At 49.4% G+C, this 26,552-nt stretch carries 29 protein-coding genes; 18 read left to right on the top strand and 11 right to left on the bottom strand.

All coding sequences use genetic code 11. The features are described from left to right. Positions 1 to 4: 4 nt before the first annotated feature. Positions 5 to 634, top strand: a complete 630-nt coding sequence (locus KNP87_RS12780) for a helix-turn-helix domain-containing protein (protein ID WP_214721908.1) — start codon at positions 5 to 7, stop codon at positions 632 to 634. A gap of 47 nt (positions 635 to 681) precedes the next feature. Here KNP87_RS12780 and KNP87_RS12775 read toward each other — a convergent pair whose 3' ends face one another. The 3 genes from KNP87_RS12775 to KNP87_RS12765 form a co-directional block, all read right to left on the bottom strand. After that, a complete protein-coding gene (locus tag KNP87_RS12775) occupies positions 682 to 1,113 on the bottom strand; it encodes a hypothetical protein (RefSeq protein WP_026832088.1) in 432 nt (143 codons plus the stop codon). Between the two features lie 66 nt (positions 1,114 to 1,179). After that, positions 1,180 to 2,382 (bottom strand): ABC transporter permease, encoded by a 1,203-nt coding sequence (locus KNP87_RS12770; protein ID WP_214721907.1) that lies wholly within the window; start codon positions 2,380 to 2,382, stop codon positions 1,180 to 1,182. Then, entirely contained in the window at positions 2,372 to 3,265 is an 894-nt protein-coding gene (locus tag KNP87_RS12765) for an ABC transporter ATP-binding protein (RefSeq protein ID WP_026832090.1), read from the bottom strand. Before KNP87_RS12765 ends, KNP87_RS12770 begins: the two co-directional genes overlap by 11 nt. A gap of 173 nt (positions 3,266 to 3,438) precedes the next feature. On the opposite strand from KNP87_RS12765, the gene KNP87_RS12760 reads away from it, so the two are divergent. Further along, a complete protein-coding gene (locus tag KNP87_RS12760; protein ID WP_214721906.1) occupies positions 3,439 to 4,383 on the top strand; it encodes a ring-cleaving dioxygenase in 945 nt (314 codons plus the stop codon). Beyond that, complete coding sequence (locus tag KNP87_RS12755; protein ID WP_119923601.1) at positions 4,380 to 4,982, top strand: alpha/beta hydrolase; 603 nt, start codon at positions 4,380 to 4,382, stop codon at positions 4,980 to 4,982. The genes KNP87_RS12760 and KNP87_RS12755 overlap by 4 nt, the downstream gene beginning before the upstream one ends. Positions 4,983 to 5,038: 56 nt before the next feature. Here the strand turns inward: KNP87_RS12755 and KNP87_RS12750 are convergent, their stop codons facing one another. Together KNP87_RS12750 and KNP87_RS12745 are read right to left on the bottom strand one after the other, a co-directional pair. Beyond that, a complete protein-coding gene (locus KNP87_RS12750) occupies positions 5,039 to 5,506 on the bottom strand; it encodes a hypothetical protein (RefSeq protein ID WP_026832093.1) in 468 nt (155 codons plus the stop codon). A gap of 409 nt (positions 5,507 to 5,915) precedes the next feature. Continuing rightward, complete coding sequence (locus KNP87_RS12745; RefSeq protein WP_119923602.1) at positions 5,916 to 6,656, bottom strand: SGNH/GDSL hydrolase family protein; 741 nt, start codon at positions 6,654 to 6,656, stop codon at positions 5,916 to 5,918. Between the two features lie 43 nt (positions 6,657 to 6,699). Here KNP87_RS12745 and KNP87_RS12740 point away from each other — a divergent pair, with 43 nt between their 5' ends. Further along, positions 6,700 to 7,767: an acyltransferase family protein gene (locus KNP87_RS12740; protein ID WP_026832095.1), complete on the top strand. Its 1,068-nt coding sequence runs from the start codon at positions 6,700 to 6,702 to the stop codon at positions 7,765 to 7,767. A 51-nt stretch (positions 7,768 to 7,818) separates the two neighbouring features. Then, positions 7,819 to 8,151, top strand: coding sequence for an Asp23/Gls24 family envelope stress response protein (locus KNP87_RS12735; RefSeq protein WP_233550691.1), 333 nt, complete (start codon positions 7,819 to 7,821; stop codon positions 8,149 to 8,151). 48 nt (positions 8,152 to 8,199) lie between these two features. On the opposite strand, the gene KNP87_RS12730 is transcribed toward KNP87_RS12735, so the two are convergent. Both KNP87_RS12730 and secA2 read right to left on the bottom strand, forming a co-directional pair. Continuing rightward, positions 8,200 to 8,958: an SLAP domain-containing protein gene (locus KNP87_RS12730; RefSeq protein WP_214721905.1), complete on the bottom strand. Its 759-nt coding sequence runs from the start codon at positions 8,956 to 8,958 to the stop codon at positions 8,200 to 8,202. Further along, positions 8,942 to 11,302: an accessory Sec system translocase SecA2 gene (secA2, locus tag KNP87_RS12725; RefSeq protein ID WP_214721904.1), complete on the bottom strand. Its 2,361-nt coding sequence runs from the start codon at positions 11,300 to 11,302 to the stop codon at positions 8,942 to 8,944. Before secA2 ends, KNP87_RS12730 begins: the two co-directional genes overlap by 17 nt. 275 nt (positions 11,303 to 11,577) lie before the next feature. Between secA2 and pgmB the strand changes: the two genes are divergently transcribed. Then, entirely contained in the window at positions 11,578 to 12,240 is a 663-nt protein-coding gene (pgmB, locus tag KNP87_RS12720) for a beta-phosphoglucomutase (RefSeq protein WP_214721903.1), read from the top strand. Positions 12,241 to 12,440: 200 nt separating this feature from the next. Here the strand turns inward: pgmB and KNP87_RS12715 are convergent, their stop codons facing one another. Further along, complete coding sequence (locus KNP87_RS12715; protein WP_214721902.1) at positions 12,441 to 13,925, bottom strand: N-acetylmuramoyl-L-alanine amidase; 1,485 nt, start codon at positions 13,923 to 13,925, stop codon at positions 12,441 to 12,443. Between the two features lie 292 nt (positions 13,926 to 14,217). Here KNP87_RS12715 and KNP87_RS12710 point away from each other — a divergent pair, with 292 nt between their 5' ends. The 4 genes from KNP87_RS12710 (at position 14,218) to chrA (ending at position 18,116) form a co-directional block, all read left to right on the top strand. Then, entirely contained in the window at positions 14,218 to 14,619 is a 402-nt protein-coding gene (locus KNP87_RS12710) for a Rok-like winged helix domain-containing protein (protein ID WP_014971241.1), read from the top strand. Between the two features lie 57 nt (positions 14,620 to 14,676). Next, positions 14,677 to 15,720: a glycosyltransferase family 4 protein gene (locus tag KNP87_RS12705; protein WP_026832101.1), complete on the top strand. Its 1,044-nt coding sequence runs from the start codon at positions 14,677 to 14,679 to the stop codon at positions 15,718 to 15,720. A 56-nt stretch (positions 15,721 to 15,776) separates the two neighbouring features. Continuing rightward, a complete protein-coding gene (locus tag KNP87_RS12700; RefSeq protein ID WP_214721901.1) occupies positions 15,777 to 16,886 on the top strand; it encodes a DUF418 domain-containing protein in 1,110 nt (369 codons plus the stop codon). A gap of 72 nt (positions 16,887 to 16,958) precedes the next feature. Continuing rightward, positions 16,959 to 18,116 carry a chromate efflux transporter gene (gene chrA / locus KNP87_RS12695; protein ID WP_214721900.1) on the top strand — a complete coding sequence of 386 codons (1,158 nt, stop codon included), beginning with the start codon at positions 16,959 to 16,961 and terminating at the stop codon, positions 18,114 to 18,116. 123 nt (positions 18,117 to 18,239) lie between these two features. Here the strand turns inward: chrA and KNP87_RS12690 are convergent, their stop codons facing one another. The 3 genes from KNP87_RS12690 to KNP87_RS12680 all read right to left on the bottom strand — a co-directional run bounded on the left by KNP87_RS12690 (position 18,240) and on the right by KNP87_RS12680 (position 20,371). After that, on the bottom strand, positions 18,240 to 18,656 hold the full coding sequence (locus KNP87_RS12690) for a GNAT family N-acetyltransferase (RefSeq protein WP_214721899.1): 417 nt from the start codon (positions 18,654 to 18,656) through the stop codon (positions 18,240 to 18,242). After that, a complete protein-coding gene (locus KNP87_RS12685) occupies positions 18,631 to 19,662 on the bottom strand; it encodes an LCP family glycopolymer transferase (protein ID WP_026832105.1) in 1,032 nt (343 codons plus the stop codon). The genes KNP87_RS12690 and KNP87_RS12685 overlap by 26 nt, the downstream gene beginning before the upstream one ends. Positions 19,663 to 19,729: 67 nt before the next feature. After that, positions 19,730 to 20,371, bottom strand: coding sequence for a YigZ family protein (locus tag KNP87_RS12680; RefSeq protein ID WP_214721898.1), 642 nt, complete (start codon positions 20,369 to 20,371; stop codon positions 19,730 to 19,732). Positions 20,372 to 20,469: 98 nt separating this feature from the next. Between KNP87_RS12680 and KNP87_RS12675 the strand changes: the two genes are divergently transcribed. The 8 genes from KNP87_RS12675 to KNP87_RS12640 all read left to right on the top strand — a co-directional run bounded on the left by KNP87_RS12675 (position 20,470) and on the right by KNP87_RS12640 (position 26,542). After that, positions 20,470 to 21,642, top strand: a complete 1,173-nt coding sequence (locus KNP87_RS12675; RefSeq protein ID WP_028105735.1) for a sensor histidine kinase — start codon at positions 20,470 to 20,472, stop codon at positions 21,640 to 21,642. Next, positions 21,639 to 22,334, top strand: coding sequence for a response regulator (locus KNP87_RS12670; RefSeq protein WP_026832108.1), 696 nt, complete (start codon positions 21,639 to 21,641; stop codon positions 22,332 to 22,334). The genes KNP87_RS12675 and KNP87_RS12670 overlap by 4 nt, the downstream gene beginning before the upstream one ends. Before the next feature lie 135 nt (positions 22,335 to 22,469). Then, positions 22,470 to 23,315, top strand: a complete 846-nt coding sequence (locus KNP87_RS12665; protein WP_214721897.1) for a DegV family protein — start codon at positions 22,470 to 22,472, stop codon at positions 23,313 to 23,315. A gap of 168 nt (positions 23,316 to 23,483) precedes the next feature. Then, complete coding sequence (locus KNP87_RS12660) at positions 23,484 to 24,698, top strand: helicase-related protein (RefSeq protein WP_214721896.1); 1,215 nt, start codon at positions 23,484 to 23,486, stop codon at positions 24,696 to 24,698. Then, positions 24,695 to 25,333, top strand: a complete 639-nt coding sequence (locus KNP87_RS12655) for a ComF family protein (protein WP_214721895.1) — start codon at positions 24,695 to 24,697, stop codon at positions 25,331 to 25,333. Before KNP87_RS12660 ends, KNP87_RS12655 begins: the two co-directional genes overlap by 4 nt. 42 nt (positions 25,334 to 25,375) lie before the next feature. Next, the gene (locus KNP87_RS12650; protein WP_214721894.1) at positions 25,376 to 25,756 is read left to right on the top strand and encodes a hypothetical protein; all 381 of its coding nucleotides are present in this window, start codon (positions 25,376 to 25,378) and stop codon (positions 25,754 to 25,756) included. Positions 25,757 to 25,792: 36 nt separating this feature from the next. Continuing rightward, a complete protein-coding gene (gene flgM, locus KNP87_RS12645; protein ID WP_028105740.1) occupies positions 25,793 to 26,041 on the top strand; it encodes a flagellar biosynthesis anti-sigma factor FlgM in 249 nt (82 codons plus the stop codon). A gap of 93 nt (positions 26,042 to 26,134) precedes the next feature. Next, complete coding sequence (locus tag KNP87_RS12640) at positions 26,135 to 26,542, top strand: flagellar protein FlgN (protein ID WP_214721893.1); 408 nt, start codon at positions 26,135 to 26,137, stop codon at positions 26,540 to 26,542. The last annotated feature ends 10 nt before the right edge of the window (positions 26,543 to 26,552 follow it).

Here is a 26,552-nt window from a genome sequence, read left to right as displayed (position 1 = left end):
TAACATGCTGGATCATTCACCTTACCGGGGATACGGGGACCGGATCCGAATCCTGCGAGAACGGGCCGGAATCTCGATTGAGGAGTTGGCAAAACATCTTGGTGTCGCACCGTATTTCATTCGCCGGACGGAACTGAGCGAAGTCTACCCGACGAAAGCCTACATCGAATCGTTGGCCGAAGCATTACAGATTGATCCGAGTTACTTGGCGCGGCATATTTGGACCGGGGAGTCATTAAAATTCGTCATGCAGGAAAAAACACCGCTCGAAGAAATGCGGCTCGCCTACGAGCAGACGATGGGGCAGGATGAGTCGTTGATTGAGCAACAACTCGAGGAACGGATGCGGTTGTTTGATTTGATGTATGACGAAGATGTCAAACGGATTGAACAAACGATGGATGCGACGGAACAACGGATTTTTCATGAACTGGTCGAAGCGGTCATGGAAGCCGGGGAACTGAATCGACAAGAAGCGAATGAAACGTTTGAATTGTTTTCCGATAAATTACCGACGATGCTTCAGTTGGATGAATACCTCAACCGTCTGACGGAAGAGGCGGAAGTTTCGGAAACGACCTGTTATTCAAAGTATAGTCAACAGATCAACCGCTCGCGGTATCACCGGAAATAACACGAAAAAACGCCGTCTCTTTGACAGAGACGGCGTTTTTGAATTCATTAACGTTGTGGAGCCGGACGAGGCGCACGGCGTCCTTTTTGACGGGTACGTCCAATCAGGAAACCGATGATCGCGTTTGCGATGACGAGCACCCAACCGACATAACCGAAGTTTAAGGTCAGGCTGCCGAGCATTGCCTGCCATTTGAAGATCATCATGAAGTCTCCCCGAAGTAAAAAGCGGGCGACACAGACAAGCAATACAGTCGTTCCGCCGATAAAAACACCGATCCAACTGCCGTACAAACGAGAAGATTGAATCCGGACGGCAACGAAGGACCAATAAAACAGACTGACGATGAATGTCGTCCCTCCGTAGGCGAGGACAAGTTTCCATGTCTCACTTGCTTGTGGGAATTTCGTAAACATGACAAGGGACGAGACAATGGCGACAGCAGTAAATAAAATCGCTGCCCAAAAACGAGACCGCATAACGTAGTTCCTCCTAAAGGCTTTTTCTCACCTAACGATAGCGGAAACGATTCATCTTGTAAACCACTACTGCCGTCCACCTAAGATCCGGCGTAATTGTTTTAACGGATTGGAGCCGTAGAACAGGACACCGCCCCGGTAAAATTTTGTTCCGACAAACAGGGCAAGAGCGATGCTGAGACCCATCAGGATCAGGGATAAGGCAACTTGCCAGACCGGTACTTCCGTCAACATGACACGGAGGAACATCAGCATCGGCGTAAAGAAAGGTACAAACGATAAGACGACGACCGCTTGATTCGTCGGGGCATTCAAGCTGAAGATCGAGACGGTGAACGCTGCGACGATCAACATGATGACCGGCAACGTCACTTGCTGGGCATCTTCAACACGGCTGACGAGTGAGCCGAGGGCGGCGAGTAACGTCGCATAGAGCAGATAACCGAGCAGGAAAAAGACAAACAGGTAAACAATCGTCTTGACGCTCAGTGAATCGAGTGACAATTGATCAAACAGGCTGCTGCTTTGCGCACTATAGTATCCGACACCGACGAGTAACGACAGCTGAATGAGACTGACGGTCGCGATCGAAGTGATTTTAGCGAGCATATGCTGAATCGGACTGGCTGCAGAAATCAACAGTTCCATGACACGTGATGATTTTTCGTTGGCGATTTCCGTGACGATCATTCCGCCGTAAATCGCAATCGTGAAGTACATCAAAAAGAGCAGGACATAAACGAGAGCCGAAGCGGCGAACAGTTCATCTTCACTTTTTCCGCCGGTCGACGTCAATTCCTGTTTCACATCAATCGGATTAGCGAGAGAGGCGAGCAGAGCGGGATCGACCTCTGCTTCCGTAATGATGTTCTGATCGCGGACTTGTTTCAGAGCCGTTGACAACTGTGTCTGCAACTCCTGCTCCGGACTCGCACTGATCAATGTGACCCGGTATGGATCATCGGACAATAAGGCGACGGCATCATACGTACCTTTGTCGACGACTTGTCGCGCCTGTTTCAGCGTGTAGTCTTTTTGGGTAATATCTGTTTTGATTCCGACCTCTTTTAAGACAGGAAGAATGTCGGTATCAAGTGAAGTGACGACGGCGATTTTCGGATCGTCGCCCGAGAACCAATCGATGATCCGCTCGATGTTACTGAACCCGACGAGGAAAACAATCATTAACACCGTCGAAATCAAAAAACTTTTGGCCCGCAGTTTTTGCAGGAGACTGAAACGATACAAGGTAAAGAATTTACGGTTCATAACGTTTTCCGACCTCCTCGATGAAGATATCTTGAAGCGACAGCTGGTCCCAGACGAATCGTTCGACATGGAAACCTTCCGTGATCAAATGACGTAACAATGCATCGGCTGCTTCCTTGGATTCGACTTGCAAGTTATGACCGGTCCCGTCTGATTCGACCTGGAGGATACCGGGAAGCGCGTCCCACAACAGAGGCGGGGCATCTGTCGTCAACAAGACGCGTGTCTTTCCGTAACCTGCCTTGATATCAGGCAGATATCCGGCAACGACCGGTTTTCCGTGGTCGAGGATTGCGACATGTTCACACAATTCTTCGACATGGTCCATCCGGTGGCTCGAGAAAACGATTGTCGTTCCGTCTGCGGTCAATTTACGGACGGCCTTTTTCAACTGTTCGACGTTGACCGGATCCAGTCCGCTGAACGGTTCATCTAAAATCAATAAATCCGGTTTATGTAAGACGGCGGAAATCAGTTGGATTTTTTGTTGATTTCCTTTTGATAATTGTTCGACCCGCATCTTCTCATACTGCGGAATCTGGAAATAGTTCAGCCACTCCTGCAAAGATTGTTTTGCATCTTTTCGTTTCATCTCACGTAGTTCCGCTAAGAAGATCAACTGTTCATCGACGCGGATTTTCGGATACAATCCCCGTTCTTCCGGGAGATAACCGATCTTTGAGAGCGGAATCGGTTGTCCTTTCCACGTGATGGATCCTTCGGTCGGTTGCAATAAACCGAGCAGCATCCGGAAGGTCGTCGTCTTGCCGGCCCCATTCGCCCCGAGCAAACCGAAAATTTGTCCTTCCGGTACATGAAAGGACAGTTCGTCGACCGCTGTGAATGTTCCAAACTGTTTTGTGATGTTTTTGATTTCCAGCATGAATCGATCCTCCTTTTTCTGAATCAATAAGTGACTAGATAGACTGTATTCATTCTACACCTACGGAAAAAATGGTTAAAGGTTCCAGAAAAGAAACAAATCAAGCATATGTGTTTACTTTTAGTAAATTAGTTACTAATATTGTGTTAAAGAGAACGAACAAGGGGGAAATCATGCGTATGCAAACAAAAGGAATTCACCATATTACCGCAATGGTCGGTAATCCACAGGAAAATCTTGATTTTTACGGAACGGTGCTCGGGTTACGTTTTGTTAAAAAAACCGTCAATTTTGACGATCCGGGGACGTATCATTTTTATTTCGGCAATGAATCCGGTGCACCGGGAACAATCATCACTTTTTTCCCGTTTGAAGGGATTCAGCAAGGCAAAGTCGGTGCCGGACAAGTCGGAACGACCGCTTATGCCATTCCAGCCGGTGCCTACGATTTTTGGAAAAACCGCTTGACCGCAAAAGATGTCATGTTCGAAGAAGCGGAACGGTTCGGCGAAAAGCAGTTGGTCTTCAAGGATCCGCATGGCTTACAAATCGAACTGGTCGAACGAACCGAGGGACCAAACAGCCGTTTTGAAATCGACGGAATTTCTACCGACGTCGCCATCAAAGGGTTTGCCGGAGCGACGTTGCTGTCGCACGATCCAACGGATACGGCACGTCTTTTGACGGAAGCATTCGGATTGACGCTTGCGAAACGGTCAGAAACGATGGACCGATACGCAGCGGCCGGTGAATTTGGAAACACGGTTGACGTCCTGCATGCGAATGTCCCTGTCGGACGACCGGGAGCAGGAACCGTTCACCATATCGCGTGGCGCTCGAACGATCAGGCTGATCAACTCGATTGGATGAAACAAATCAATGCCTTTGGTCTGATGACGACAGAGGTCAAAGACCGCAATTACTTCACATCGATTTACTTCCATGACCGGGGTCGGATTTTGCATGAAATCGCAACCGATATCCCTGGTTTTGCCGTCGATGAAGCGTTTGAAGCATTGGGTGAAGAGTTAAAGTTACCGGAGCAATTTGAAGCACACCGGGCGACGATTGAAGGACATGTCGCACCAATCACACTATCAAAGGGGAGACTTGTATGATCCATCTATTTGAACCGGCGAAACAACCAGACGCACCGATTTTTCTTTTGTTACACGGAACAGGCGGGACGGAGCAGGATTTGATTGGGCTCGTGTCACTGTTACATCCGGAAGCCGGCTATCTGTCGGTCCGGGGCGAGGTAACGGAAAACGGAATGCCGCGCTTCTTTAAACGATTGGCGGAAGGTGTATTTGACGAAGCAGACCTTGCGCTCCGGACAGAGCGGTTGATCACCTTCTTGGAAGAAATGAGCGAAACACACGGTTTCGCTGTTGATCAACTCATACCGGTCGGCTATTCGAACGGAGCCAACATCGCAGCGAACATGATGTTTGAAAAACGTTTGTTTGAACAGGCGATCCTGCTTCATCCGATGGTTCCGCGACGCGGTCTGACGTTGCCCGATTCCTCACAGGTCCGGGTTTTCATCGGGGCAGGGACCAATGATCCGATTTGTCCGGCTTCAGAAACCGAGGAGCTGTCGCAACTGTTTGAACAGGCCGGCGCAGACGTCGACGTGACTTGGTCTCACCATGGTCACCAACTCGTCATGCCGACGATCGAAGCGGCGGCACAATGGTTGGCAGTTAAAAAATAACAGACAAAAAGCATGGAATCCAGGGAGCTGTTGTCCCGGTATTCCATGCTTTTTGTTTAAGCCGGATGATCGCTCTTAGGACGTGAATAGACGATGAGGACGCCGCGTTCGACGAGTTGCGTGGCGAGTGTTTCAATCGATTCTTGGGATGCTTTCGTTTGCGTGATGTGTTTGTAGAGGTGACGGAGTTCGCGGCGCATCGGTTTGCGGATCAACCACATGCTGTCGATGATGGGGCACCAGCTCAGAACGGTTTCATGACCGATGTAAAACTGGGTTTGGCGGTCGAGATACCGGATCCACCATTCATCGCGTGCCATCTTTAACAGGACGCCTGTCAGGAAGACGACGGTTAGGGCAAGTGGAATGCTTTCATAGAAAGGAAGGTTTACGAGTACTTCACGGAGCCCCGTGACAAAGCTGAGCATTGTCCATCCAATGAGACCGATGACGAGCCAATAGCCAAAGTTGACTGTACTTCGTTGCTGCATCATAACTCTTGGTTTAAGGATTGGGGTAGCCATCAGAATCACCTCCTTGTTAAATAATCGAATTTTCTGACAATTTATAGTTGTCCTTTTACTATAGTTACTTTTTCCCGAAACGTCCAGTCCTTAGACATAGAAAATGTGTTTCTTTCTTGACGAATTTCGTGTACGCTAAAAAAAGAAAGTGAACGGTTACATATAAGGGGGAGAAAAGATGGATCAAGTCGTGTGGATCGCAGTTGGCGTCGTCGCAATCGCTGTGTTCTCAGCATCAAGCATCGCCGCATACATGGGTGTCAAAAACCAAGAAGACTAAGCAAAGAGCGGTTCATTTTTAAGATGGACCTTAAAAAAGGGAGGTTCCGGTTTGCGGAATCTCCCTTTTGTCATGCCTGAATTTGATCAAAAAATCGAATCGGTGTTTAACGATCGGCTAACGATTTATTTATTGGTTTTCAGTAATCTGGATTTTCTCAGCAAAAGGTTTCAACGCATCACTCCAGCGTAAATAACCGCCGCCGACCAGATGGAGACCATCGTAGGTCATCCGGTTTTGAAGGTATCCTTGTTGATTCGTCAATCCTGGGCGTAAGTCGATGAACTCGGCGTCGAGGGATTGAGCCAGCTGTTCCAAGTTCCGGTTTAACGCTTCGACATCCCGGTTGACTCGAACGGAGTCCGAATATTTAGGCGCAACGGGTAACGTTGACTGGATGACAACATCGATGTTATTTTTTCGAAGAGTCGTCACAATCGTCGTCATGTTTTCCGTAATCGTCGGAATCGGCGTGAAATGCCGGATATCGTTGATGCCGCCCATTAAAAAGACACGTTTTGGTTTCATCTCCACGATGAGATCCAGTCGGGTCAAAAATCCTTCCGTCGTATCCCCCGGAATGCCGAAGTTGACGATTGTCGGATCATTCAACAAGATCCGCCAATCTGCAAAATTCGTCATTGAATCACCCAACATGACAGCATTCGGCGATTTTGGGTATTGATAAGTATGGAAGAGACTATTCAAGCGAACATAGTTCGGATTTTTGGTGTACTGGAATGTCGTCACTGGTTGCGTACTCGTTGCAGGAAAGGCACTTTCAAATAACTCGAGTGGTTTCCGTCCTAACAGAAGGGCAAGGAGGACGATGTTTACGACAACAGAGAGAATGAGTAGAGCTTTTTTCATAAAACAATCGTTCCTTTCGAGGGAGTATAAGGGGTAGTGTAACATGAATCGAAATCCATGGTTCGACAATATCAAAGGATTTCTCGTCATTTTCGTCGTCATCGGTCACATGCTGACCGATTTACGGTTTGACTATGACGGGAAACTGCTTGAAACGGTGTATCTGATCATTTATTCGTTCCACATGCCATTATTCATCATCTTAAGTGGCTACTTCTTCCGGGAAAATAAATATCTCCGTGTCATCCAACTGTTTGCCGTTTACTGTGTCTGGCAAATCCTGATTGGATCATGGGCGACGTTTGGAGAAGGGTTGCCGCTGTTATCAGGCGAGAATATCGGAACGCATCTGTTACGACCGTACTGGGCCCTTTGGTATCTCTTCGTCATGGTCGTCTGGTATATCGTCACACCGTATGTCGTCCATCTGCGTGGGTATGTCTGGTTCGGACTGGCCTTTGCCTTGTTATACGGCTTTGAACTCGAAAATACAGGGTTTTTAGCCCTACGAAAATTGATCATGTTTTATCCCTACTTCCTTCTCGGAAACTACTTGTCCGAGCATGAATTCATTCGGATTTTTGAAATGCCGAAAAACTTTAAGCGGCGGATGAATGTGCGGTTGATCGGCGGGCTGGCGTTTGCAAGTGTCGTCGGCTTCCTACTATATGAAGCATGGCGGGATACACCACAGGAAATCGTCGCGCTCGCCAATGCCTTTAAGCACCGCTTCCCGTATGTCGTCCAGTATGACAGTGATGCCTGGATCGGTGTCTTGAAGCACGGCGTGATCTATTTCCTCTCGATTACGGCGTCGCTTGGATTCATGATGCTTGTCCCGATGCGCCGTCTGCCGCTCGTGACACGCGCCGGCGAACTCAGTTTATACGTCTATCTGCTCCACGTCTTCTTCGTCATGGCATGGCGGCAATACGTGACGGAAGCGTTCGTGCCGCAACCGTGGCTCGCGCTGCTGATCGTCACCGGTGTCGGGTTACTGATTGTTGGGGTCATCATTCACCCGCTCGTCGTGCGGATCTTACGACCATTGATTGAAATTGATATTCGCCCAATTGTCGAAGAACGACAAGACCTTTCAAAAAAAGGTTAAATGCTATACAATTTAAGGTAGAGCGATTAATTGATGAAGGGCGTGGAAAGTATGTCGTATAACTTAAACAATGCGGATGGTGTCGTAAACGTTTCGCAACAAGTCATTGAAGTCATTGCCGGGGTAGCAGTTCAGGAAACAGAAGGTATTGCCTTTACGCAGGACGATTCAAAATTACAGGAAAAACAGATGGTGAAACTGGTGAAGGTCGAAGATGTCGACGGTTCGATCACGGTCAGCCTGTCCGTGCATATCAAATACGGGATGTCGATCATCAAAACAGCCGGCAAGGTCCAGGAGCGCATCGCCCAAGACATGGAAAACATGTTGGCATTCCAGCCAAAAGCGATCAACGTCCGCGTCATCGGTTTATTAAAAGGATAATCAAAAATGGACTTTTCGTCACTGACGAGAAGTCCATTTTTTTAATCTTTAAGGAAGATACCGTAACGCAAGGGAATCCGCCGCCGGAGCCATGTAGTCAAAGACGAGTCGGATGGCCGTCTCACTCGTAGCAGAGACGTGGACGGACCCGTGCCCGGCAGTCGATACAGTCTGCTCGCCCGAAACGAGCTCAAACGTAAGGGAATCAAGCTCAAGCGACTGTTCGTTTGGATTGCGGACTAGGACGATGGCTTCGACAGTGTGCTCCCGCTTGAAAATCGAGACAGGCAACAGCGACCAACCATCTGTTGGTGGAGTTGGATGCGAAAAAGCAACTTGTCGAATCAATCGTTGTTCCGACAAAGTAAACGTGTCATCAATCACGAGATCAGATAAATGCTCATTCGAGAACACGAGTTCAAGAGGAGCATCGAGCGTTTCCAAGTCGACTAATCGTTCTTCCTCTGAAAATTCGAGCCAGAGTGGTAACGTCGCCATCGGCAGCAGGACGGGGACTTCTTCGATCGTGAAAGTTTTTCGGGCGACGAGTTGGTCACCGGACAGGACCAGAACAACTAAATCATTGAGCTGGAACTGTTGGTCGAGTGTATTTTGAAACAGGGCGATGACATGAAGTGGATCTGTTTGTAACACCTGAAACAGATGAATCGCCAGTTGACCCGGTCCCAGTTTCGGCAACTGATTCACCGCATAACGAAATACATACTCATCTTCTTTGACAATCGGCATATCCTCGGTAAAGTACAGCGCAGGTTGAATCCAGACAGAATCAGTCGACGGTTGCATGAATGAGTCCTCCTTGCATCGGTGTCTCTTCGAAACGGCAAAAGCCTGAGACGACTTGTTTTTCAAAGCTGAAGATGGCATAACGGAAATAATCCATGCCTTCCCGTTCAAAAATCCGGACCGGTTGTTCCTGGCCGTAACTCCGGAGGTGAATCCCTTCTTTCAGCGAGTTCATGGCAGTCAGGTGACTGGTCCACTGTTCGTCAAGCGCCAGCAGCATGAAGCGGCGTGCCGTCTCCTCGTGTTCAGAGAGGTGCCGCGCCATCAATTGCTCAATCGATTCCACAAGGGGTTCGATCTCTTGTTTGACGGTGTCGACCGAATCCGCCGGCACTAATGTGACCGGTTGGTGGAGCAATTGTTCGAGTTCTGTTTTCAATAAATCGATCGGCCATTCCTCCGGCACGAGATCATCCGTTAAATACTGCTCGATATAGGAATAAATCGTTTGTCGGGCGAAGGGGTGCACAAATTGATCGAGCGTCGCCGAGTCGACGATTTGATTTCGCAAACGATAGATGGCAAGTCGCTGTTCACTGATGACTTCCTCGAGTTGCACGAGATCGTCCCGAACACTTCGGTTGACGGACTCACAAGTCTCCTGCGCATATGCCATCAGCTGTTGGGCTTCTTTCGCCGCGATCGGACCGCTGACGGAACCGAGTTTCTTTTTGACACGTACCAGCCGATCGCGGGCAAAACGGCGGGGTAACTCATCTTCAAGCGAGAGATAAAAACGTGTCAGACCGGGATCCCCCTGACGACCGGCGCGACCGCGCAACTGGTTGTCGATCCGGACGGATTCGTGGCGCTCTGTTCCGATGACGAACAAACCACCCTGTTCTTTTGCGGTGTCGTCAAGCAGGATATCGGTGCCGCGACCCGCCATGTTCGTCGCAATCGTCACCCGGCCGGATTGACCTGCCGAGGCGATGATCCGGATTTCTTGATCGACCGTCTTGGCATTCAAAATTTCATAGGGAATGTTTTTGTCGTCTAAGACTTGTGCGACTTTCAACGATTGTTCGATCGAAGTCGTTCCGATCAGAACCGGTTGACCGGTTGCGTGGGTCGCCGCAGTCGCTTCCGCGATCGCCAGATACTTTTCCCGGCTCGTCAAAAACAGGACGTCTGTGTCGTCATGGCGAATCTTCGGTCGGTTCGGCGGAATTGAGACGACGTCCATCCGGTAAGTCTTCAGGAATTCATCCCGGGAAGTCGCAGCGGTTCCCGTCATGCCGCAGACATGCCGGTACAACCGAAAGTAATGTTGAATCGTAATTTGCGCCGTCGTTCGATTTTCTTCCGTCACACTGACCTGTTCTTTTGCTTCCAGCGCTTGATGGAGACCGTCCGACAAGCTGCGTCCTTCCATCAAACGTCCCGTGAAAAGATCAACAAGAGCAATCTTGTCGTCCTTGACGATATAATCAACGTCGCGTTGCAAAACGACGTGCGCGCGCAGCGCTTGGATGACGTAATGGAACAAGACGGCATGTTCAGCAGCAAACAATTGATCGATGCCGAAGACCCGTTCAATCGTCTCGATCCCTTGATCGGTCAAGGCAACGGCTTTGATTTCTTCATCAAATGTATAATCCGTTTCATTCGTAAAATCCTGCACGACGTGACGGATCAGCTGTTGTAATCCTTCGTGGACGGTATCACGTTCCGCCATGATGAGCGGGGTTTTCGCCTCGTCAATCAATACGCTGTCGACTTCATCAATCAAGGCGAAACGAAGTGGACGCTGCAGACGCTCCTCAGGTCGCATGATGAGGTGGTCCCGCAAGTAATCAAAGCCAAATTCGGTTCCGACGCCATATGTAATGTCAGAAGCGTAAGCCTGTTGTTTTTCCTCAAACGACAGTTCCGCTGAATTAATGCCGACCGTCAAGCCGAGGAAACGGTGAATTTGACCAATCTGTTCCGCATCACGTCGGGCGAGATACTCGTTGACCGTGATGACGTGGACACCGTGACCATGTAAGGCCTGGGTGAAGCTTGCAAGGGAAGCGACTAAGGTTTTTCCTTCACCGGTCGCCATTTCGGCAATATGACCCGAAAGCAACGAAAGCCCGCCTAACAACTGCACATCGTAATGACGTAACCCGAGTGTCCGTTTGCTTGCCTCGCGCACGAGTGCAAAGGCGGTGACCGTGACCGCTTCGATTTTTTCACCGGCTTGCAGACGGTCTTTTAAGGATTGGGTCAGTTGTCGCAATTCGTCATCGGTTTTTTGTTCCATTTCTGCTTCTAAGCTGTTAATTAATAAAACGGTTTTTTCATAACGCCGCATTCTGCGACTCTGTTCATCTATTAATTGTTTAACACGCTGAAACATAGTTGGTCACTCCTTCAGTTCGACTATCAGACTGGCTTCATTATAACAGTTAAAAATTGTAAAACGAATAGTAAAGAACGAAATAAGTAAAACATTCCCTTGAAATTGAAAACGTTTTCTTTTTAAAGGAATAATTGTTTTTCTTTTGTTTTTTGATAACGCTTGCAAAGAAGTGAACGAACAGGTAAAATAATTCTTGAGGCAAGTGCAATCGTTTGCGCAAATCATTCGATTTCTTGTCTTTCATGTACGATGGATGAAAGGATGGATGTCGGATGGCACCAACGATCGAAGCCGTTATTTTTGATTTAGACGGCGTAATTACCGATACAGCCGAGTATCATTATCTGGCTTGGAAACAACTGGGTGAGGAGTTGAATATTCCGTTCGACCGGGATTTCAATGAAACACTAAAAGGCGTCAGTCGGACCGATTCGCTCGAGCGGATTTTAACCCTTGGCGGAAAGCAAGCTGCTTTCACGGAACAAGAAAAAACTGCGCTCGCGACGAAAAAGAATGACCATTACGTCACGTTGATCCAACATATCTCAGAACAGGACCTTCTACCGGGAATCATTGCGTTCCTTGATGAAATCCGTGCTGCTGGACTGAAAATCGGAATGGCGTCGGCTTCTAAAAATGCGTTGAGCGTCGTTGAGGCACTTGGAGTTCGGCACTATTTTGATGATATCGTCGATGCCGCGACCGTAGCCCAGTCGAAACCACACCCTGAAGTGTTTTTACGGGCAGCGGAGGCGCTTGGCGTCGAACCGGCACGTTGTATCGGTGTAGAAGATGCAGCAGCAGGTATCACGGCGATTCACGCAGCAGGTATGTATGCTGTCGGAGTCGGACCGGAAACGACGTTACATGAGGCAGACTATCGTGTCGATTCGACGGATTTGCTTTCCCTTGAGCAAATTCTAGCTAGTCGCTAATGACTTTTAACCATTCCCTGATGGTTGACAGTTTCATCTGATTGATCTCTTTTCATGTGAGTACAAAAGGACCGCTTCCCTGAGCGGTCCTTTTGTCATTCCTTATAAGCGAGACGAGGGCGGCAGAATGATCATCTGCCGCCCTCGTCAGTGTAGAGATTGATTTTTGGGTCAAATCTTTTTTTATTAAGTGGACGGAATTAAAGCGTCACCAGAATACCGTCTGCAATCGCTTGGGCATAACGGGCCTGATAGGTCGGACTCGCTAATTTCGCACGATCGGTGCTGTTGGACAAGAAACCGAGTTCGGCGAGGACTGCCGGTGCTTGTGTGCCACGGATGACAGCATAGTTGGCAAAATGAATATTTCGGTTCCGCATGCCGGCATAACTTGTCAAACGTTGTTGGATCGCTTGAGCCAATTGGACCGAAGTCGATCCTTTGTAATAAAAGCTTTCCGCTCCTGACGCGCTGAGAGCAGTCGAGGCATTGATGTGGATACTGACGAACCGGGACGTCGAGTGTGCATTTGACATCGCACTCCGGTCACCGAGTGTCGGATAATAATCGTTCGTGTAGCGGGTGAGGGTCAAATCGACTTTTCCTTCAAGCAAACTCGCAACTTGGCGGGCGACGGACAAGACGATATCGCGTTCTGCGAGACCGGACCGGACAGCACCCGGATCGTGCCCACCGTGCCCAGGATCGATGACGATCAGCGGACGGTTGGACGGGCTTGGTTGGAACAGTGTCAAATACGTCGCTTCGATGTATCCGCGGCGACCGTCTGCGGTTTGGACGGCGACGAAACCACGTGTCTTATGCAGACTGTTCGTGACGATGACCGGTGTTCCGCGCCCGACGCGAGCAATCTGTCCGCTCAAGACGGATGCCGCAGAACGCAAGGCAACCGTACTGCCGGAGTCAGTCAGGACAAACATTTTGGCACCGCTGTAATCCGCTTTTCCGGCAGGTGTGGAAGCCGGTGAAGCCGTTCCCTTTTTTAAGTAGGTTCCCATGACATACCCTGTTTTTCCACCGTACGTGACTTTATGCCAGTTCGAACTGATGGATAACGACTGCACGACTTGACTCGTTGGAATCGTCATCAGCAAAGCACCTGATGTTGTTGGTGCACTTCGCAAGTTCAACCGTTCTGTTGTCGTGTAAGCCGTCGAAGAAGACGTCGTGACTTTCTTTAAGTAAGAGCCGGAGACGAAACCGGTTTTTTTGTTATACGTGACCTGATACCAATTGCCGTTTCGGAAACTCGATGTGAGTTTGGTTTTCGTCGGGATCGTCAGCAGACGTGTCGACGAGGTCGAAGCCGCTTGACGTAACGACAGGGCATCTGTCGTTTGATAGGTCGTTTTGGTAAAGGATGTACCGGTGACGAATTTCGTCAAATATTGCCCGATGACATAACCGGTCTTTCCGTTATAGGTGACTTTGTACCAATCGCCCAACCGGTAACTGGAAGTGAGCGATGTGTTCTTCGGAATCGTCGTCAATCGGTTGGATGAAACCGAGGTGGAAGAGCGGAGATTCAACAAATCGGTTGTTTTATATGTCGTTTTCGTAAACGTTGTCCCGGTTGCAGCCGATACTAATGAGGACGGAAAAGCGATGGTGATCAGAAGCAAAAGTACTAGGGCCGCTGCTAAGATTTTAGTTAATTTGTCCATTAATTTTCCAGTCTCCTTTTAAGTAAGATGAATAGGTACAAAAGCTTATATAGTCAATTAAATACTTTTAAAATAGTTTAATTTATAATTTATATGTTCCGTTCCATCTCCTTTCTGGTAATATGAAGTGTAGCTGAAACATCGACAATGAGATAAAAATATTACAGAATAATTAAATATATAATTAAATTATATATTAAAGAGGCAAAAAGTAGTGCTTTATATTTCAAAAAACATACAATTGAAACATAATTGAAATATTTATGTTTAATTTAGGAAAGTAGGTCAACGAATGGGAACGAGTGAACATATCTACCGAGAACTGATGGAAATTGAAGAAGAATACCGTCGTCTGCAACGGCGTGCCGAGTATTTAATCGCGGAGCTGAGCCGGGGAACAGGGGATTCGGCAAAGGAAATCGCCGTCACACAAGAACGTCCGTTAAAACAACGCCGCGTGAATCAACGTTATCCACTGGAGGTCTATGTGCATCAAATCAGTGATCTGATGCGTGAACGCGAGTCGATGTCAGCACGCGACATTCAGATGGAACTTGAATTACGGTACCGGCATCAAATCAGCAACATCTATCAATTGATGGCAAAAGTCGAACAAGCGAATCCTGCAATCAAAAAGGTAGGACGCGGTATCTATACATATGATCCATCTGCAGAAGTTCCAATCTTCATGTGAGCCGCTCGTCGGCTCTTTTTTTTTATGATATAATTCGCGCAGGAGCGTGATGTTATTATGTTATGGACGGCGTCCATTGTCTGTTTTATCGCGGCCTTACTGATCACACCCGTCGTAAAACGCTTTGCGATTGCAGTCGGTGCCGTTGACAGTCCGGACGCGCGAAAAGTACACGTGCGGATCATGCCGCGTTTAGGGGGACTGGCGATTTATATCGCCTTCATGATCGGCTACTTTATTTTGCAACCTTCGAGTCCATATGCGACTCATATTTTAGTCGGTGGTTTTGTCGTGATTTTGACAGGAGCACTCGATGACCGTTTCCAATTAAATGCCCGTTTGAAATTGATGGGGCAGATCGTCGCGGCCGTCGTCGTCTTAAACGGCGGCATCCGGATCGAATTCATCAACTTACCGTTTGACCAACAACTGTTTCTCGGTTGGTGGAGTGTTCCGTTGACGTTTTTATGGGTCATCGGGATCACGAATGCTGTCAACTTGATTGACGGACTCGACGGTCTTGCAGCCGGTGTCTCAAGTATCGTCCTGCTGACGCTGATCAGTCTGGCCGTCATTCAAGGAAACGTCTACGTGACGATTGTCGCGATTCTGCTCTTGATGAGTACGTTCGGATTCTTATTCCACAACTTTTATCCGGCGAAGATTTTCATGGGCGATACCGGTGCCTTGTTCCTCGGTTACATGCTTGGTGTCTTGTCCTTGTTAGGGTTTAAGAACGTCACCTTGTTCTCGCTGGCGGTTCCTGTCATCTTGCTCGGAATTCCGATTTCGGACACGCTGTTTGCGATCGTCCGCCGGGTCTTGCAAGGGAAACCGCCGTTTGCACCGGATAAAGCGCATTTGCATCACCGGTTGCTCGATCTTGGATTTACGATGCGTCAAGCTGTGCTCGTCATCTATGGACTTTGTGCGATTTTCGGTATGACGGCGATTCTGTTTTCCCAGACGAATTCGCTTGGTGCGCTTGTGTCCTTACTGATGCTCCTGCTTGTCCTCGATATCCTCGTCGAATCACTCGGATTGCTCGGAGAACGATATCGTCCCTTGTTGAATTTGTTGGAACGCATTACATCAAAATGACCAATCAGCCGCTCAAACGATTTGAGCGGCTGATTGGCGGTTAAGGAGTGTTTCGTGTGAATCTGATCGAACGAACAAATCGTATTGTGTACTTGGATGTGTTACGCGGTTTTGCATTATGCGGCATTTTATTCGTCAATATGCCGAGTTTTCTCGGGGAACGGACGACAAGTGAGATGGGACAGGTCGATCAACTGCTTCGACTCCTGTTTGACCTCTTCATCCAGACGAAATTCTATACCTTATTCAGTGTCTTGTTTGGAGCCGGTTTTATTTTGTTTATCGATCGCCTTCGCGTGAAAGGCAAATCCCTTTGGATCTTCGTCCGCCGGCTGACGATTTTGTTGGCATTCGGACTGATCCACCTCTTGTTTTGGAAAGGGGATATACTTCAGACCTATGCGTTAAGCGGCTTCTTTTTATTGTTGTTCGTCAAAACGCGGCCGACGACGAAGCTGTTCGTCGGGATTGCCTTGCAGGTATATACGTTTTTCCTCTACTTATCGATTTATCTGTACGCCCGCTCGGAAGGAGATCAATCGATCGTCGAACCGGACGGAACAGTGCAGGAATTGATCGCGTCTCGTCAAGTCCTGGACTACATAGCACATCATGCCACGATCGAAATCCCGATGGCGTTGACGAACACGCTGACGATTTTCCCGGAAATCCTGTCTTTGTTCTTGATCGGTGCCTATTTGATGGAACGGTTTACGGTCCGACCGCCGACGACCCGAACGCTCGTCGTGCTGCTCACGGTGAGTCTGCTGTTGTCGCTGCCGGCACTTTATCAGATCGTGATGATTCATCAAGGCGAAGTACCGGACGGTTTGGCCAACTTCTTTTTCGTCTGGTTATCCGGACGGACACTTGCTGTAACTTATGCGGCGGCGATCGCCTTGCTGATCCGATCCGGGCGTTCCTTAAATGGATTTCAGGTGCTTGGTCGGATGGCATTGACGAACTATCTGTCGCATACGCTCGTCTTTACAGTGTTGATTTTCTTGACCGGCGCCTACGGGACGATCCCGCTTTGGCAAGGCACGGTAGCGGTCATCGTACTCTTAATGATACAAGTTGTCTTTTCCCGTTGGTATTTAAGACGACATGCCCAAGGTCCGGTTGAAGCCGTCTGGCGTGCCGGCACTTATGGACGTCGCAAATAACCAGACCAGAATGTGCGGGCTGTCACAAAAAATTTACAAACTTTTCGTATAATCAGTGGTGGAGGTGGTTATATGAACAGATGGATCGAAATTTTTATCTTGTCCTTGAAGCTTGGGTTGACGTCCTTTGGCGGACCTGTCGCCCATTTAGGATACTTTTACGAGGAATATGTCAAACGAAGGAAATGGGTGGATGAGAAGGCTTATGCCGATCTCGTCGCCCTCTGCCAATTCCTCCCGGGACCGGCGTCAAGTCAGGTCGGGATGGGAATCGGTCTTGTTCGAGGCGGCGTCGTCGGTGCAATCGTCTCATTCATCGGCTTTACGTTACCATCGAGTGTTCTTTTGGTCGTGTTTGCCGTGCTTGCGACGGAATATGATTTGGCGGAAGCCGGCTTCATTCATGGGTTAAAACTTGTTGCCGTCGCCATCGTCGCGGATGCCGTCCTTGGTATGGGGACGAAACTTGCGGTCGGTCCGAAGCGTCTGTTTTTGATGTTGCTCGCTCTGGCCGGAGTGTTGCTCCTCGCACATCCATTGGCGCAAGTCGGTGTGCTCGTGCTCGCGGCATTGCTTGGTTTGGTTCTGTTTGACGACGAACCGAAAAGCGGCGGACAACTCAACATCCGTGTGCCGCGGCTTCTCAGCATCAGCGCGTTAGTGCTGTTTGCCGTCCTGCTCGCTGCGACACCGATTTTAGCGAACGTCGCGACTGGGAACATTCAATTGACAAGCATCATGTACAGTGCCGGAGCGTTAGTGTTCGGCGGCGGACATGTCGTCTTGCCGTTTCTGCAGCAGTCACTCGTCCCCGACTTTTTGACGGGCGACAGTTTTCTGGCGGGATATGCGGCAGCACAAGCCGTTCCGGGACCACTCTTTACTTTTGCGACCTACTTAGGAACGGTCATCCATGGTGTGACCGGTGGAATTCTTGCGACGCTCGCGATTTTCCTGCCCGGTTTCCTGCTCGTCATCGGGGTGCTCCCGTTTTGGGACCGCGTCCGCGGCAACAAACAAGTCAGCCGCATGTTGATTGGTGTCAACGCAGCCGTCGTCGGCATTCTGCTTGCTGCCTTGTATGATCCAATCTTTACGTCAAGTGTCAAAACCGGGTTCGACTTTTTCGTCGCCTTCGGACTGTTTTGTTTACTTCGCTTCTACAACCAGTCACCACTGCGCATCGTCCTCATCGGTGCGGTGATCGGAACGATCATGAGTTGGATTTGAAGCCGGTTCAACCGAATTGTAAACGGCACGTAAAAAACGAACGCTTTTTCTGTTTAAAACAGGAAAGCGTTCGTTTTTTTGATTAGAATGAATTGTTGAAGCAGTAACCCGGTGAGTTGGCCGTCACTCCCGTTTAAGCGTCACGAGGGCAATCGTATCACGGCTGACCTGATCAATCTGTCGAAATCCGAATTGCTGATACAACGCGATTGCCGGAAGATTGGCCGCGGCAGTCGAGACAAAGTGGAGCCGGTGTTTCGCCAAGGCATGGCGAAGCATGTGTTTGGCAATCCCTTGACGAAAATAATCCGGTGCGACGACTAAGCATGTAATCGTCTCCTGTTCGATCGTCAAAGCACCGACGATTTGTTCATCCAGACAATAGACGTAACCGCTTGGCTGCTCGTGTACGAGTTGTGCGGGCGTTTGCTGCAGCGGCGGGAAGTCGGAAACACCGATCAGATCCGCCTCGACTTGATAAGCCCGCTGTTGGAGCCGGTGAAGTGCCGGATAATCAGTTGCTTCCAGTCGTCGAATCATCCGTGACCTCCGGTGTGGACGTTAAGTCATCGGTTGTTTCCGGCAAGTTCAGTTGTTCTTTTAGCGTGGCTTTGGCGTCCGATAATGAAGCCGGATCCAGTTGATAATAGTAGGCCCCGTTGATTTTCGTATCGGTTCCTTTTAAATCGATGCGGTTCACGGCATTCAGTGACTTCGCGAACGGTTGCAGCTGGAATGCTTCCGTCAGCGACATGTTGGTCGTGAAGTTGTCGCCCGTCGCATCCATCAATTTATTGAGTTTCGTAATGGATCCAAAGGACGTCGACTGATCGATGATCGCCTGAACGACCTGCTGTTGACGTTTTGTTCGTCCGATGTCTCCTTCAGGATCCTGATAACGCATGCGGGCATAGGCAAGTGCTTCCTCTCCGTTGAGCTGTTGGAGACCTGGCTCCAACTTCACACCGTTTTTTTGATCCGAGGAATCGAGTGTATCGATCGGTAACTTGACATCGACCTCAATGCCGCCGACGGCATCGACGATCGCGACGACACCATTAAAGTTGATGGAGCCGTAATAATCGATCGGGATATCAAGCAGCGTCTCGACGGTTTCAATCGTCGAATCAATCCCGCCAAACGCATAGGAATGGTTGATTTTATCTTCATACCCGACAGAAGGGATCATGACGAGGGAATCACGGGGGATGCTGAGCAGATTGACTTTTTTATCGGTCTTGTTGAAGGTTGCGACAATCATCGTATCGGCCCGCGAAGACGTATCACCGGGACGTTCATCCGTCCCGACGAGCAGGACCGAGAAATGATCCTTTGTTAAATCGACGGCTGCTGCGCGTTTGTCTGATTTGTCGCCACGCGACAATTCAACCTCGGATTGTTTGGCGGCTTGGAACGTCTTGTTCGCGACATACGCGAACGCGGCGCCGCCTGTAATGAAGATCACCAGGAATCCGATGACGAACATTTTAAACCAGGGACGCTTTCGTTTTGGTTTTGCAGAACGGGATCGTTTGGAATCATCCACTGTTCATTACTCCTTACTTTACTGAATTATTAAAAAACTTTTAAATCTTTATAATTAGTATAGCAGGTCAGGGTTGAATGTCACGTTCGACGTAGCGGGAATGGGTTTTCTCAAGAACGGCCTGACCGTTCGTCAAGTTGGTCATCCAGTCGAGGAAAAGGGGCACGGCGCTCTTTTCCACCCAAACGTCAATCTTGACCTGATCCAGATAATGAATCTGATCGATGATGTGCGGGGTTGCCCGCAGTTCATTCTCAAGCTTCCCGAGCCACGTATAATCGACGGTGATTTCGACCAGATCGTGCGCGACACGTTCGACGATTCCGACAGCATTCAACGCTTCCGAGACACTGGAGCCGTAAGCCCGGATCAATCCGCCGCCACCGAGCTTGATGCCGCCGAAATAACGGGTCACGACGACGACGGTGTTGCGGAGATTCCGCTTTTTCAGGACTTCGAGCATCGGAACACCTGCCGTCCCGCTCGGTTCACCGTCGTCATTGGCTTTTTGGATTTCGTTTCGTTCGCCGATGACGTAAGCAGAACAGTTATGATTGGCGTCGTGATGTTTTTTCTTGAGGTCCGCGATGAAGCTCTGTGCCTCCTGTTCTGAGGTGGCGCGCGCCAAATATGTAATAAATCGTGACTTTTGGATAATGATTTCATGGAAACCGTTTTCTTTTACTGTATAATAATTAAATAATGTCATAATCAAAAATGTCCTCCTCGTTAACTAGTTCTTTCTAGCATAACGACGATTAGAGAGAGAGACAACCGTGGGGACTGGCAAGGAACGGAGGGAGTAGTATGACGAATGAGATGGGGGAGCGACTGTCCTTGAATGATATCGTACAGAACATCATTGGTGTCGTAGAAGAAAGTCGGGAAGAAATCGTCCGCATCACGGAAAGTTCGCGGGAACAGTATGCTGAAATTCAGCAGGAGTTACGGGAATTGAAGACACGTGTCCACGACTACATTAAAGAAGCCGAGCGGCTAGAACGACACATTAAGGACTCGAAAGCGCGACTCGTCATCGTGAGCAAAAACTTCGACAACTACTCGGAACAAGATATTCGTTCTGCTTATGAGACGGCGAACTCGCTTCAGCTCGAGTCATTCATCAATCAACGGGATGAGATGAACTGCCGCAAACGGCGGGACGAGCTCGAACGCCGTCTGATCCAGCTGGATGAAACAATCGAGCGGGCCGACATGTTGATCAGCCGGGTTTCGGTTGTCTTGAACTTCTTGACGGACGACATGCAGGTGATGAATGAGAAGTATGAGAAGGCGATGCAAAAACAGGAGATGGGATTAAAGGTCTTCCAATCGGCAGAAAACGAACGCCGGCGTCTGTCCCGTGATATGCATGACGGTCCTGCACAAACGCTTGCTCATGTCCTGATCCGCGCCGACTTGATTGAAAAAATTCACCAACATAACGGTGCGGAAGCCGCTTTTGAAGAGATTCACCGCTTGCGGACCTTGATCCGTGACGGTCTGGCCGACATACGCCGCATCATTTATGATTTACGACCGATGACGCTGGATGATCTCGGGTTCGTCCCGACACTCGAGCGGTATCTGCGTCATATGCAGGAAATTTCGAATATTCCCATTCACTTCAACTATCTGGGGGGAGGGGAACGGATCGAGTCGACGTATGAAGTCGCCGTCTTCCGGATTGTCCAGGAAGCGGTCCAAAATGCAGTTAAGCATTCCAAAGCAGGGGACATTCGTATTATCATAGAACAGTATCAACATTCCGTCCGAATCCATGTCAAAGATAATGGGATTGGATTTGATTTTAATTCGATCGTCGAATCGTGTGATGAGTCATTTGGACTGATCGGAATGCGGGAACGGATCGAATTGATTGATGGAGAGTTTGAGATTGAGACGCAGCCAGGTAAAGGGACAGTCATCAAGGTAAGGATTCCAGTTGAGGAATCCGGAGCGAGAGGGGAAACACTGTGAATAACGAGCAAGTAAAAGTAGTCATCATCGACGATCATCAGCTATTCCGTGAAGGCGTCAAACGGATTCTCGATTTCGAAGAAGAATTCATCGTCGTCGCGGAGGGTGAAAGCGGAGCGGATGTCATTCCACTCGTCGAAGCCCACCAACCTGATATCGTCTTAATGGATATAAATATGCCGAAAGTCAACGGTGTCGAGGCAACAAAACGCTTGATGGAAGTGCACCCGGAAGTCCGGGTCATCATCTTATCGATTCACGATGACGAGACATACGTCATGCACGCGCTGGGTGCCGGTGCAGTCGGTTACCTCTTGAAAGAGATGGCGACGGATGAGCTCGTCAATGCCATTCGTTCCGTCTACCGGGAAGGCGGTTACGTCCACCCGAAAGTCACACCGAACTTGCTGCAGGAATACCGCCGTTTGATGAAGATGAAACAAACGATGTCTTCGCAGCCGATTGAAAAACGGGTCGCGGAAGCACCGCTTCACGTGCTGACACGTCGTGAATGTGAAGTGTTACAGTTGCTCGCAGACGGTTTTTCGAACCGGGCGATCAGCGATACGTTGTTCATCAGCGAAAAAACCGTCAAGAACCATGTCTCATCCATTTTACGTAAGATGAACGTACCCGACCGGACAGGTGCCGTCGTCGAAGCCATTCGACGGGGCTGGGTCGTCGTCGTATAAGAACAGGACGGAAGCCGATTCGGGCTCCGTCTTTCTTTTTTTTAGACACCAACATATGGTATGATAAAAAGCGATTGTGACCTGTCAGAATACCTTATGTCACGACGGAACTCTTAAAAGCGAGGAAATTCACGAATGAGCCAGATTGTGATTTTAACGGATAGTACTGCCTATCTGCCAACTACCTATTGTGAAGAAAACAATGTCCATGTCGCACCGCTTAGTGTCATCTTCGACGAAGAGGCGTATCGTGAAGGAATTGATATTTCCGTACCGGACTTTTATGAACGGATTCAGACGGGAAGCCTGCCGACGACGTCACAGCCGAACATCGGCGATCTCGTCGATGCCTTTGAACGCCTTCCTGCAGGGACGGACATCATCGGCATCACACTCTCAAGCGGAATAAGTGGAACGTACCAGGCACTACATACGATCAACATGATGGTCGAACACGTCCAGGTACATCCGATTGATTCCCGGATTTCCTGTATGCCGCAAGCCTTTTTGGTCAAGGAAGCGGTTCGGATGCGCGATGCGGGTGCAACGGCCGCTGAAATCGTCACCCGTCTCGAGGAACTAAAAGAAGTCATCCGTGCCTATTTTGTTGTAGACGACTTGGAACATCTGCAACGCGGCGGACGTCTCAGCATGACGCAAGCGGTCGTCGGTTCGTTCTTGAAGATCAAACCGGTCCTTCACTTCGTCGAAGGAAAGATTGTACCGTTTGAGAAAATCCGGACGTTTAAACGGGCCGTCAAACGGATTGAAGAAATGATGGAAGAGACGATTCGTGGAAACGGTGCCGGTTATGTCATCGGTGTCATTCACGCAGAAGACTCGGCTAAAGCAGAAGCAGAAATCGCCGTCTTACAGGAACGATTCTCGGAAGCACGGATTGAGATGAGCTTGTTCGGACCGGTCATCGGGACCCATCTCGGACCGGGTGCGATCGGCATCACCTGGTATCAAGAAAACTAATCCTGCGACAACGGTAGGACATATACGAAGAATACGGCGTGCCTGCAACAGTAGGCATGTCTTTTTCGTGCCGTTATCACGGACTAGCCGCGTATTAGCAACTGGCGCAGGAGGCGCATCTGTTTTGCCGAACTGAATCCTTACATTAGTTCAGGGAGAGTGAAGCAGATGGATTTACGAAAACGATGGATCCCGGATTACCAGTTGGATGTTTCTTTTGAACATCCGGTTGAGACCCGACCGGCCGTGACATGGCGTTGCCAGCGGTGCGGCAAGTTACCGACACGTGGTCCGTGTACGTGTGGCCGACGCTGTTATTATTGCCGGCATTGTTTGATGTTTGGCAAACTCAGGACGTGTGACCACCTTGTCACGGATCCGCGCCCGCTTGATCCCGTGCGGCCCGACCGACATAGCGAACTGCATTTGACGGTCGATCAGCAACGGATTGCGGACGCCATCACGCAGACGATTGAGCAGCGAAAACGTCTGCTCGTCCATGCTGTCTGCGGGGCGGGAAAAACACCGATGCTGTTTCCCGGCATCGAACGGGCCCTCTGTTCAAACAAACGGGTCTTGATCACGACACCGCGTGCCGATGTCGTCCGAGAATTGACCGGGCATCTCAAACGTGCCTTCCAGCAGGCGGACATCGTGTCGTTGTTCGGGGGCTCACCGGATCGCTTGAAACTCGGTGAGATTACAATCAGTACGACCCATCAATTGGTTCATTACCGGACCTGTTTTGACGTCGTCTTCATTGATGAAGTCGATGCCTTCCCGTACCAAGCCGATCGGACGTTGCATCGGTATGTCCGTCAAGCGATGTCTCCGGACGCGGCACTGATCTTGCTCAGCGCGACCCCGTCTGTTCGGAACCGGCTCCTGCCGACCGTCCGGCTGATGCGCCGTTATCACGGCTTTCCGTTACCCGTCCCGGAGCTCCGCATCCCCTATACGACAAACGATGTCCTGCACTGGCTTCAGCAACATCCGGCGAAGCCCCGGCTTGTCTTCGTACCAAGAGTCGAAGCGCTCAAGACATGGCAGGGGGTATTGGAGCAACATGGACTTGCGAGTGAAACCGTCCATGCGGCCGATCCGGACCGCGTTCAAAAAGTCGACCAGTTTCGCCGGACGACGGGGATCCTGCTGACGACGACGATTCTTGAGCGGGGTGTGACATTGCCGGACGTGCAAGTCGCAGTCCTTGATGCCGACCAATCGTTCAGTGTCGCGGCGTTGATTCAAATCAGCGGACGTGTCGGACGAAGTGCTGATTTTCCGGAAGGTGAGATCCTCTTTTTTGCGAACGACCGGTCGAATGCGATGTACCAAGCGGTTCATCAAATCAAGCGTACAAATCGGGAGGGATTTCAATGAAGTGTTTGTTATGCGATCAGGACTTTTTACCCAGTTGGGCATTATCGAATGTATGGACTAGGCAAACCCTGTGTCCGACCTGTAAAATAGAATTTGTAAAAAGAGGGGAATGCACGGATTGCGGCAAGCCGGGTCAACCGCTTTGTCTCGATTGCCACAATTGGCGTCAACAAGGACAGCTGCTCGTGACCCATCCGCTCTTTCTGTATCATCCGCCGGCGAAAGCGTTCATGAGGCGGTATAAGTTTCTCGGGGACACGGCATTGCTCGACGTGTTTCAAACCGAGCTGAAGAAGGTAAAAGTCAAACAGGATTGGATTGTTCCGATTCCGCTGAGTCCGGAACGGTTGCGGGACCGTCGGTTTAATCAGGCGGAACTGATCGGGCGGATGATGCGGGGGCGCATCCGCCTTGTGCTCGAGCGGACAGATGGTCTGGCGTTAAGCCATCTATCGAGGCAACAACGGCTCGACCGGGACAATCCGTTTCACGTGACGGGTCCCGTTTCCGGAAAAACAATCTTGCTGGTCGATGATGTTTATACGACGGGAATCACCTTACGCCAAGCCGCTTCTCGACTGCGGGAAGCCGGGGCGAAAGAAATTTCTGCCGTAACTTTATTTCGAAGTGTTTAAAAAATCTTCATTCCTGCCGATATTCAATATGAGGTGAAGGAAATGGATGTATTAAACTGCAAATCTTGCGGGAAGTTATTTGTTCGTCAATCTTCGGATCTGTGTGTGGATTGTATCAAGAAAGATCATACTGATTTTGAGAAGGTGCGTGAGTTCCTGCGAGAACGGCGAAAAGTCCGAACCTCACCTAAAGATGTTGAGATGGCTATCGGAGTGAAGAGAGAAACAGTCTTCCGTTACATTAAAGAAGGGCGATTGTTGATCTCTGAGATTTCTCAGATGGAGATCATGTGTGAGAGTTGCGGGAAGCCCTCCCGTGATGGCACGATTTGTGCCGAATGTCGTGAAAAGTTGCGACGTGACCTCGCCCAAGCGATGCTAGATTCTTCTGCCCCTTCGAAACCGAAAACGTATCGAACTTGAATTAAGAATCTTGTAGTCTAGAAAGCAGGTGTTCACATGCGAATTGATTCTACGAAATGGGTTAACATGCCTAAGACGTACGAAAGAAATCAAAAAGTAGAAGGAACAGAACCAACACGTACGAATCGACCGGACGAGGTGACGATCTCAAGCGAAGCGCGGATGCGTTTCAGTGAGACAAGCTCATCCCGGACCGAGAAGATTGAATCCCTTCGTCAAGCTATTCAGGATGGAACCTATAAACCGGATGCGAAAAAAATCGCGGAACGTTTCTTGAACTTGTAAGAAGGTTAACTCAGACAGTAGAGGCGACTCGGGGCACGGATGCGCGGGTCGCTTTTTATATGAACACATACTATGGAAGAGGAGGAACTAGCGGTGGAACTCATCAATCAGCTCACGGCAACGCATATGGATCTGTTGGAACTGGCACACGAAAAGAAACATGTTCTGATTCAAAACGATATGCCACGCCTGTCGCAAATCGTCAAGGAAGAACTGGTTTATCTGAAACGGATGGAGCAGTTGGAACAGCAACGGATCGAACATATGGGAGCGGTGACGATGACGGAGTGGCTTCAAGCCCATCCGGAAGATGTCGAGGCCATGCGCCAGTTACTTCAGGCAATCGGCAAGCTCAAGATCATCAACGAATTGAACGCCGATTTGCTCGAGCAATCGTTACAATACCTCAACTGGCATCTTGAATTGTTGATACCAGAAGCAGATGATTTTACATATGGTCAATCAGCGCTTGACCGCGCCCACTTCAATCGAAACGCCTAAGGAGGGAAAT

Origin of the sequence: Exiguobacterium sp. s192 (assembly GCF_018618795.1) — a bacterium.
Lineage (GTDB): Bacteria > Bacillota > Bacilli > Exiguobacteriales > Exiguobacteriaceae > Exiguobacterium_A > Exiguobacterium_A undae.
Note: the sequence above shows the minus strand (reverse complement) of the source record. Positions and strands in the feature narration are given on the sequence as shown.